At 66.1% G+C, this 8,622-nt stretch carries 7 protein-coding genes; all 7 read left to right on the plus strand.

The window, feature by feature from the left end:
* Positions 1-261 (plus strand): MOFRL family protein (locus H926_RS25510; protein ID WP_022675172.1); only part of this gene is annotated, 261 nt, incomplete at its 5' end.
* 142 nt (positions 262-403) lie between these two features.
* The gene (locus H926_RS30690) at positions 404-1,333 is read left to right on the plus strand and encodes a helix-turn-helix domain-containing protein (RefSeq protein ID WP_022675173.1); all 930 of its coding nucleotides are present in this window, start codon (positions 404-406) and stop codon (positions 1,331-1,333) included.
* A 134-nt stretch (positions 1,334-1,467) separates the two neighbouring features.
* The gene (locus tag H926_RS0104060) at positions 1,468-4,080 is read left to right on the plus strand and encodes a TonB-dependent receptor (RefSeq protein WP_022675174.1); all 2,613 of its coding nucleotides are present in this window, start codon (positions 1,468-1,470) and stop codon (positions 4,078-4,080) included.
* Positions 4,081-4,183: 103 nt separating this feature from the next.
* Positions 4,184-5,293, plus strand: coding sequence for an NAD(P)-dependent alcohol dehydrogenase (locus H926_RS0104065; RefSeq protein WP_022675175.1), 1,110 nt, complete (start codon positions 4,184-4,186; stop codon positions 5,291-5,293).
* 41 nt (positions 5,294-5,334) lie between these two features.
* Complete coding sequence (locus H926_RS0104070; protein ID WP_022675176.1) at positions 5,335-6,750, plus strand: aldehyde dehydrogenase family protein; 1,416 nt, start codon at positions 5,335-5,337, stop codon at positions 6,748-6,750.
* Between the two features lie 313 nt (positions 6,751-7,063).
* Positions 7,064-8,389 (plus strand): arylsulfotransferase family protein, encoded by a 1,326-nt coding sequence (locus tag H926_RS0104075; protein ID WP_022675177.1) that lies wholly within the window; start codon positions 7,064-7,066, stop codon positions 8,387-8,389.
* Positions 8,386-8,622, plus strand: a 237-nt coding sequence (locus H926_RS0104080; protein WP_082208995.1) for a hypothetical protein, incomplete at its 3' end; no start/stop codon positions are given. The genes H926_RS0104075 and H926_RS0104080, both read left to right, overlap by 4 nt.

Genomic DNA, 8,622 nt, shown 5'->3' on the forward strand with positions numbered 1-8,622 from the left:
GCCATGGGTGTCGCGCTGGATGGCGCGCCGGGGATCTGGGCACTGGCTGCCGACAGCGACGGGATCGATGGCAGCGATGATGCCGCCGGCGCTTTCGTCGCGCCCGATACGCTGGCCCGTGCTGGCGCGGCCGGCGCCAGCGCGGCCCAGGCCCTGGCCGGGCATGACAGCTACAGCTTCTTTGCCGCGATCGATGATCTGCTGATCACCGGCCCCAGCCACACCAACGTCAACGATATCCGCGCGGTGCTGGTCGCCTGATACGCGGGCGATCACGCTGCCCTATCGGACGTGTCATTGCATTTGTATGTATTGCTGACTAATTCACCAGGAGAGACTTGGCGCCAGACCGAGTCCGCACGCGCCATGTGACATGGCGGCAGAGGGTGGTGGATCGAGGCAGATGATCGAGCATTTTTCGACGCGCAGCCTGACCGGGACAGACAAGCTGAGCTATTGGCGCAGCCTGATGGCGCGCACCTATTCCGGCCTGTCCACCCAGCCGCTCAGCCCGCATTTCGAAGCGACCGTATCGCGTTGGCAGATGGGCGGGATCACCATGACGCGCCCGCGCGCCACGCCGGTTTCGGTGGAACGGCGCCTGATGGAAGCTGGGCATGCCGGCGGCCCGCGGCTCAAGCTGCACGTGTTCCGTTCGGGGCAGGGGCGCGTGGTGCATCGCCGCCGCGAGATGGACGTGCGCGCCGGCGACATGGTGCTGTGCGCCAGCGAAGAGGTCTATCGCTTTGACCTGCGCAACGATCACGAGTTGATCGTGGCCGAATTCGACCGCGCGGTGCTGGCCGATATGCCGGGCTGGGTGGACGATGCCGTGGCAACCTGCATCCCGCGCGAGGCGCCGTCGACCCGTCTGCTGCACGATTTCCTGCTGTCGCTGTGGCGTGAGTGCGAGGCTAGCCCACAGGGCCTGCCCGATGACGGCTATGACGGCGTGTTCTGCTCGCTGCTGCTCGCCAGCCTGCGTCCCGGCGGGGCGAGGGTGCAGCCCAGCCGCCACGGCCTGCTGGAACGCGCGCGGGCGATCGTGGCGGCGCGGCTGGCCGATCACACCCTGTCCCCGGCCACGATCGCTGCGGAAATGGGCGTGTCGCTGCGCCGCCTGCAGGCCGCTGCCGCTGGCCAAGGCGTGACGCTGGGCGGCTATATCAACGAACGCCGCCTGGCGCTGGCCGCGCAGAAGCTGACGCTGGAACCGCAGCGCAGCATTACCCAGATCGCGTTCGACTGCGGCTTTTCCGACAGTTCCTATTTCAGCCGGCGGTTCCAGGAACGCTTTGGCGAAACCCCGCGCCGCTATCGCGCCATGCATTGATCCGGCCTGCCGCCGTATAAAACAGCGGTCGTTGCCTCGTCGTTTTTGTCCATGCTTTTCGCGCGATCGTCCAAGATGGCGGCGGGACAGGGCGGTAGCTCCCATGGCGATAACACATCGCAAGGGAGTGCAGGATGCCGCAGGTTTTCACTCGATCGAGCCTGGTGGCCCTGGCCGTGGCCACCACCGTGCCCGGCCTGGCCCATGCCCAGGATGCCGCGCCGCCGGCTGATGCTGCGGCCGCCGCGCCGCAGGGGGGCATTCAGGAAATCGTCGTCACCGCGCAAAAGCGCGCGCAGAACGTCCAGAACGTGCCGATCGCGATTTCCGCGTTCACCGCCTCTTCGCTCAAGGAGCGCGCGGTGACCAGCGTGGCGTCGCTCTCGGCCCTGGCGCCCAACGTCAACCTCGATGGCGGCACGCCGTTTTCGGGTTCTTCGGCCGTACTGTCGGCCACGATCCGTGGCATCGGTTCGGATGACTTTGCGTTCAACATCGATCCGGGCGTGGGCATCTACCTCGACGGCGTCTATCTGGCGCGCACCGTGGGCGCCAACCAGGACCTGCCCGACGTGGAACGCGTGGAAGTGCTCAAGGGCCCACAGGGCACGCTGTTCGGGCGCAATACCATCGGCGGCGCGATCTCGATCGTCACGCACGAGCCGGGCAAGGAATTCAAGGGTTCGATCGACGCCACCACCGGCAGCTACAACCTCGTCAAGGTGCGCGGCACGGTGGACGTGCCGCTGGCGCCCTCGCTGTTTTCGTCGGTGACCTTTGCCGTCACCAACCGCGAGGGGTTCCTGAAGCGCATTCCCTATCCCGATCAGCGCGCCAGCAATTCCGACACGTTCCTGAACTTCAACCACGCCGATTATGCCAGCTCCAGCCGCGAAGGCGGCGACAATACCGCCTCGCTGCGCGGCAAGCTCAAGTGGGACAATGGCGGCGCGATCACGGCCACGCTCACCGGCGACTGGACGCGGCAGGACAGTTCCTCGCAGGCGAGCAAGCTTCTGGCCGCGCTCAACCTGCCTGGGCCATTTGCCGGCACTGACAACCTGCCCGGCACGGCGCTGTCGGCCTCGGGCAACACCGGCTTCCTGTTTTCCGGTCTCTACAACTTCTGCATCGGCTCAACCGCGCAGCAGATCGCCGCGCGCAATGCCCAGGCGCTGTGCGGCGCGCGCGGCACGCAGTTCGGCCGCCGGCTTTCCCCGCTGGCCAGCGTGAACGTGGATGGCGATCCCACCAACGATCGCCTGCCCTGGGATTCCCGCTTCGTCACCGCAGACCCCGACACCAGCTATGCCACCGGGCCCAGCTTCAACAAGCTGACGACCTGGGGCCTGGGCGCAACGGTGCAGGCGCAGGTGAGCGATGACCTGACGATCAAGTCCATCACCGCCTATCGCAACACGCACTGGCGCGCCGGGCTGGATGCCGATGGATCGCCGCTCTCGTTCCTCGAGCTGTCGTTCCAGCAGAACCAGTGGCAGTTCAGCCAGGAAGTGCAGATCCTGGGCAAGGCGCTCGACAAGAAGCTGAACTATGTGCTGGGCGGCTATTACTTCAAGGAAAAGGGCAGCCTGCACGATTATGTGACCTTTGACGAAGGCCTGGTGCAGGTGGATGGCCCCAACCGCTTCAACACCGAAAACTATGCGTTCTTTGGCCAGGTCGATTATCGCCCGGTAGAGATTCTGGGCATCACCGTGGGCGGCCGCTATACGCACGAAGCCAAGCAGTTCGAAGGCGGCCAGCAGGAGTTGAATGGCTTCAACTACAAGCTGTTCGGATGCAGCGATGCCAATGGCAATGTCACGCCGAACGGGCCGTTCCCGCTGGCGCCGGTCTCTTGCCAGAACGGCATCGGCTATCCCAACCCGGCCAATCCCGTGCAGGTCTATGCCCCTGGGGTAAACCGCAAGAACTTCAATAACTTCTCGCCCAAGGTCGGGGTGCAGCTCTATCCCGCCGAGCGCGTCATGGTCTATGGTTCGTGGTCCAAGGGCTACAAGACCGGCGGCTGGACCACGCGGTTGACCAACCCGCAGGGCAATGTGGCGCCCGGCTTTGGCCCGGAAAAGGCCACGACCTGGGAAGTGGGGGTGAAATCGACCCTGCTCGATCGCAAGCTGCAGCTGAACCTGGCCGCTTTCACCACCGACTATGAAGGGGTGCAGCTCAATATCCAGATCGGCACCTCGCCCACGATCGCCAACGCCGGGCGCGCGCGGATCAAGGGGGTTGAGGCCGAAATGGTGCTGGCGCCGGTTACCGGCCTGACCATCAATGGCTCGGTCGGCTATATCGATGCGCACTATACCCAGATCGATCCCGCCGCGCTGGTCAATGCCGGCACGATCCCGGGCATCCAGGCGGGCATCTATCTGGGCGCGCCGCTGCCCAAGACGGCCAACTGGAAGATCAACCTGTCGCCGCGCTATCAATTCAACCTGGCGAACGGGGGCAACGTGGTGGCGCTGGCCGACTGGACGCACACCACGCCGGTGTGGAATGACATTGCCCGCACCCTGCTGCTGCGCCGGCCCACGAACGACATGATCAACGCCAGCCTCACCTACAACACGCCCGGCGATCGCTGGTCGCTGACCGTGGGTGGCACCAATCTGACCGACACCCGCTATCTCGTCAGCGGCAATACCAACCTTTCGGCCGGCGCGATCTTTGGCAGCTATAACCGTCCGCGCGAATGGTATCTGCGCGCCGGCTTCAAGTTCTGATCGATCCACCCACTGGCGCCGGGCCGCTTCCTCCACGAAATCCCCCGGCCTGGCGCCTCTTTTCTGCCCTGTTACAGCCGTTTCACTGCAAGGATACGCCCCCATGCCCACTGCTGCCCATGCCGCTGTTTTCCGCCAGCCTGGCGCGCCGCCGGTGATCGAGCCGGTCGTGCTCGATGATCCGCGCGAAGACGAGGTGGTGGTGCGCCTGGTGGGCGTGGGGGTGTGCCACACCGACATGGTGCTGCGCGATGGGCACCTGCCGCTGCCGTTTCCGGTGGTGCTGGGGCACGAAGGCTCTGGCGTGGTCGAGCAGGTCGGTACGGCGGTGACCGGGTTGGCACCGGGCGATCATGTCGTGCTCAGCTTTGATTCGTGTGGCCACTGCCCCTCGTGCGACGATCATGCCCCGGCCTATTGCCACGACTGGTTTGCCTATAACTTTGGTGGCAGCCGCAGCGATGGCACCACGGCGCTGGCAACGCCCGAAGGCGCGGTGATCCACAGCCACGTGTTCGGGCAATCGTCGTTTGCCACCCATGCCATCGTGCATGCGCGCAATGCGGTAAAGGTCGATGCCGATCTGCCGCTCGATCTGCTTGGCCCGCTGGGCTGCGGCATCCAGACCGGGGCTGGCGCCGTGCTCAATGAATTGCGCCCGCGCCCCGGCGCCAGCGTAGCGGTGATCGGCACCGGCGCGGTCGGGCTTTCCGCGATCATGGCCTGCGGCATTGCCGGGGCGGGCGTGGTCGCGGCGGTGGATATCAACCCCGCGCGCATTGCCCTGGCGCAGGAACTGGGCGCCACCCATGGCTTTGACGCGCGCGCCGGCAGCCTGGCCGATCATGCCCGCAGCGCTGGCCTGGCGCAGGGGTTTGACTGCGTGATCGACACCACCGGCCGGCCCGACGTGGTCAACGCCGCGATGGCAGCGCTGGCCCCGCGCGGGCAGATGGCGCTGGTAGGGGCCTATGGCCCGGGTGACATCGCCGCCGACGCAACGTTCCTGATGAGCGGCGGGCGTGTGATCCGCGGCGTTGTCGAAGGCGGCGCCGATCCGCAGACGTTCATCCCCGAACTGCTGGCCCATTATCGCGCCGGGCGCTTTCCGTTCGATCGCTTGGTGCGCTTCTTCGCATTTGCCGACATTGCCGATGCCATCGCCCAGGGCGAGGCCGGCCATGTGGTCAAGCCCATCTTGCGCATTCCCTGAGCGCGTCCCACTATAGCTTCAACGGCAAAGGAAATCCCCCTATGGACAAGCAATTCAGCCTGTTGATCGATGGCCAGCTGGTGCCCGGCGCGGCCACGTTCGATGTGATCAACCCCGCGACGGAAACCGTGCTGGCCCAGGCGCCACGGGCTGACATGGCCCAGCTCGATGCTGCGGTCGCCGCCGCCAAGCGCGCGTTTCCCGCCTGGGCGGCGCGCAGCCAGGATGATCGCGCCGCGCTGCTCGATCAACTGGCTGAGGCGATCCACGCCCGGACGGAAGAGTTTGCCCAGCTGCTGACCGCCGAGCAGGGCAAGCCGCTGGACCAGGCACGTGGCGAGATGATGGCCACCTATTTCGTGCTCAAGGCCTTTGCCGGCATGCGCGTGACCGACAAGGTCTTGCGCGAAGAGGGCGGCAACACGGTGATCGAGCACCGCACCCCGCTGGGCGTGTGTGCCGCGATCACGCCGTGGAATTTCCCGGTGGTGCTGCTGGCCAACAAGCTGGGTCCGTGCCTGCTCACTGGCAATACCATGGTGGCCAAGCCTGCGCCCACGACCCCGCTCACCACGCTGCTGCTGGGCGAAGTGATCGCCCAGATCCTGCCGCCGGGCGTGGTCAACGTGATTGCCGATGTCAACGATCTGGGCGGCGCGCTGTCGACCCATGCCGACGTCGCCAAGGTTGCCTTCACCGGATCGACCGCCACCGGCAAGAAGGTCATGGCCTCGGCCGCAAGCGGCGTGAAGCGCGTGACGCTGGAGCTGGGCGGCAACGATGCCGCGATCGTGCTGGATGACATGCCGGCCAAGCTGGCCGCCGAAAAGGTCTATCAGGGCGCCATGGTCAATGCCGGCCAGGTCTGCGTGGCGATCAAGCGCGCCTATGTGCACGAAACCGTCTATGACGAATTCCTGGAAGAGATCACCCGCCTGGCGCAGGATGCCGTGGTGGACGAAGGCACCCGCCAGGGCGTCACGATCGGCCCGGTGCAGAACAAGATGCAGTTCGACAAGGTTTCCGCCCTGCTGGCCGATGCGCGCGAACGCGGCACCGTGCTGGCCGGCGGCGCGCCGCTCGATCGGCCGGGCTACTTCATCGCGCCGACCATCGTCGCCGATCTTGATGACGATGCGCCGCTGGTGCGCGAAGAGCAGTTCGGCCCCGTGCTTCCGGTGCTCAAGTTCTCTGACGTGGACGATGTGATCGCCCGCGCCAACGACAGCGATTATGGCCTGGGCGGCACCGTCTGGGGCAAGGACGTGGCCCGCGCGATGGACGTGGCGCGGCGGATCGATACCGGCACGGTATGGGTCAACCAGCACTTGGCGATCGACCCCGCCATCCCGTTCCGCGGGGTCAAGCAATCGGGGCTGGGCGGTGAACTGGGCGAGGCCGGCCTGCTCGAATATACCCAGGCGCACATCATCAACGCGGTCAGCCTGCCGGCCTGACGCCGCACGGCAATTTTGTAACAAGTTGTATGGCCATGCCGCAGTCCCACGGGCTGCAGCATGGCCTTTCTTCTGCGGCATCGTCTTGATACAGAATACTATTTCATCCCTATTGGATGTGCCCGTCGCTGTTGATGTTTCACTGTGTCAGTAAAGATTGCAGGCCTGTAGCCCGGCGAAATTGCGGTGATACAACTGCGCGCTAGACCCCGTGGCCATGAACCGCCCGGCGTTGCCCCAAATACCTGCACTGCCTGTTGATCCTGTTGCCCCATCACCGCGTGCCCCGGCGCCATCGCGGTGGGAGCGCCTGATGAGCCGCCCGGTGCCGTTGTGGGCATTGGGGCTGACCCTGGCGCTGGGCGCGCTGGTGCTGCTGGGCTTCGGGTTCGTGCTGCTGGCGCCGCGCCGCCATGGCGCGCTGGGCGAACTGGCGGTGCAGGTGGCCAGCATACCCGATACCGTGGGGCGCGCCGCGGGCGCCTTGCTGCCCTATCACCCCACGATCGGCCAACCCTATGAGCCGCTGCCCGGCGGCCTGTGGCGCCGGCCCGGCTTTGTCGATCCCGGCTATATCCTGCTGACCGTGTTCGATACCGCGCGGCGGCGCTGGGTGGTGCAGCTGTTGCGGCTGCGCGATGGCCAGGTGGTGCGCACCTATGCCCCGGATATCGCCGCGATCCTGGCGCATTCCACGTTCCGCTCGGCGCTGATCGATCTGGCGCGGGACAAGACCAACCAGCGCTTCATGGCAATGCATCCCATGCTGATGCCCGATGGCGGGCTGATCGTGCACGATACATCGCCCCTGGTGCGGATCGATGCCTGCGGCCGGCCGGAATGGATGATCGACGGCATCTTCCACCACTCGCTGGAACGTGCGCCAGATGGCACGCTGTGGGCATCCTATCGCCTGCCGCGCACCACGCGCCCCGGCCTTGGCCCGCAATTTGCCGACGAAGGTCTGATGCACCTGACCGCTGCGGGCAAGGTGCTCGGCCGCACTGCCGTGATCGACCTGCTCGATGCCAACAATATGGGCCAGCTCTGGCGCGGCCGCCCCTATTCGGATGATCCCATCCACCTCAACGATATTCAGCCGGTGCCGGGCGATGGCCCCTATTGGCGCTCGGGCGATCTGCTGATCAGCCTGCGCAACCTGTCGCTGTTGCTGCTCTATCGCCCATCCACCGGCAAGGTGGTGTGGAGCCGCGGCCTGCCCTGGCGGTTTCAGCACGATGTCAGCGTGCTCGATGATCACCGCATCTCGGTGTTCGACAACCACTGGCGCTTTGCCTGGGACCAGCCCGAACAGGCCGAACCCGACGGCACCAACCGCATGCTGGTCTATGATTTCGCCACCGACCAGGTGAGCGAACCGCTGGCCCGCGCCTTTCGCGATTTGAACATCCACACCCGCGCGCAGGGCCGTGCCACGCCACTGCCCGGCGGCGACACCATGGTGGAAGAGACCGAGCTGGGCCGCGTCGTGCGCCTGGCCGCCGATGGCACCGTGCGCTGGAACTTCATCAGCGCCGACGCTGACCGCAACCGGTTCGAGCTGCGCTGGACCCGTTACATCGATCCCGTCGCCGACAAGATCGGCATCCAAGCTGCGGAGAATGCCCGATGCGAATGACCGTTCTGCCGATCGCCCCCGCGTCGCGCCTGCTGTTGCCGGCGATCCTGTTGCTGGCCGCCACCGCCGATCCCGCGCAGGCCTATGTCGGGCCGGGGCTGGGCCTGGGCGCGGCCTCTACGGCACTGGGCGTGGTCGGGGCGATCCTGCTCGGGCTGCTGGCCTTCGTGTGGTACCCGGTCAAGCGGCTGATCCGCCTGGCGCGCAAGGCCGCGCGCGGTGGTGGAGCTGGC

Origin of the sequence: Novosphingobium sp. B-7 (assembly GCF_000410615.1) — a bacterium.
GTDB lineage: Bacteria > Pseudomonadota > Alphaproteobacteria > Sphingomonadales > Sphingomonadaceae > Novosphingobium > Novosphingobium capsulatum.

Coding starts and splice junctions, on each gene's coding strand:
- H926_RS30690 (WP_022675173.1), top strand. CDS start 404: ATGATCGAGCATTTTTCGACGCGCAGCCTGACCGGGACAGACAAGCTG.
- H926_RS0104060 (WP_022675174.1), top strand. CDS start 1,468: ATGCCGCAGGTTTTCACTCGATCGAGCCTGGTGGCCCTGGCCGTGGCC.
- H926_RS0104070 (WP_022675176.1), top strand. CDS start 5,335: ATGGACAAGCAATTCAGCCTGTTGATCGATGGCCAGCTGGTGCCCGGC.
- H926_RS0104065 (WP_022675175.1), top strand. CDS start 4,184: ATGCCCACTGCTGCCCATGCCGCTGTTTTCCGCCAGCCTGGCGCGCCG.
- H926_RS0104075 (WP_022675177.1), top strand. CDS start 7,064: ATGAGCCGCCCGGTGCCGTTGTGGGCATTGGGGCTGACCCTGGCGCTG.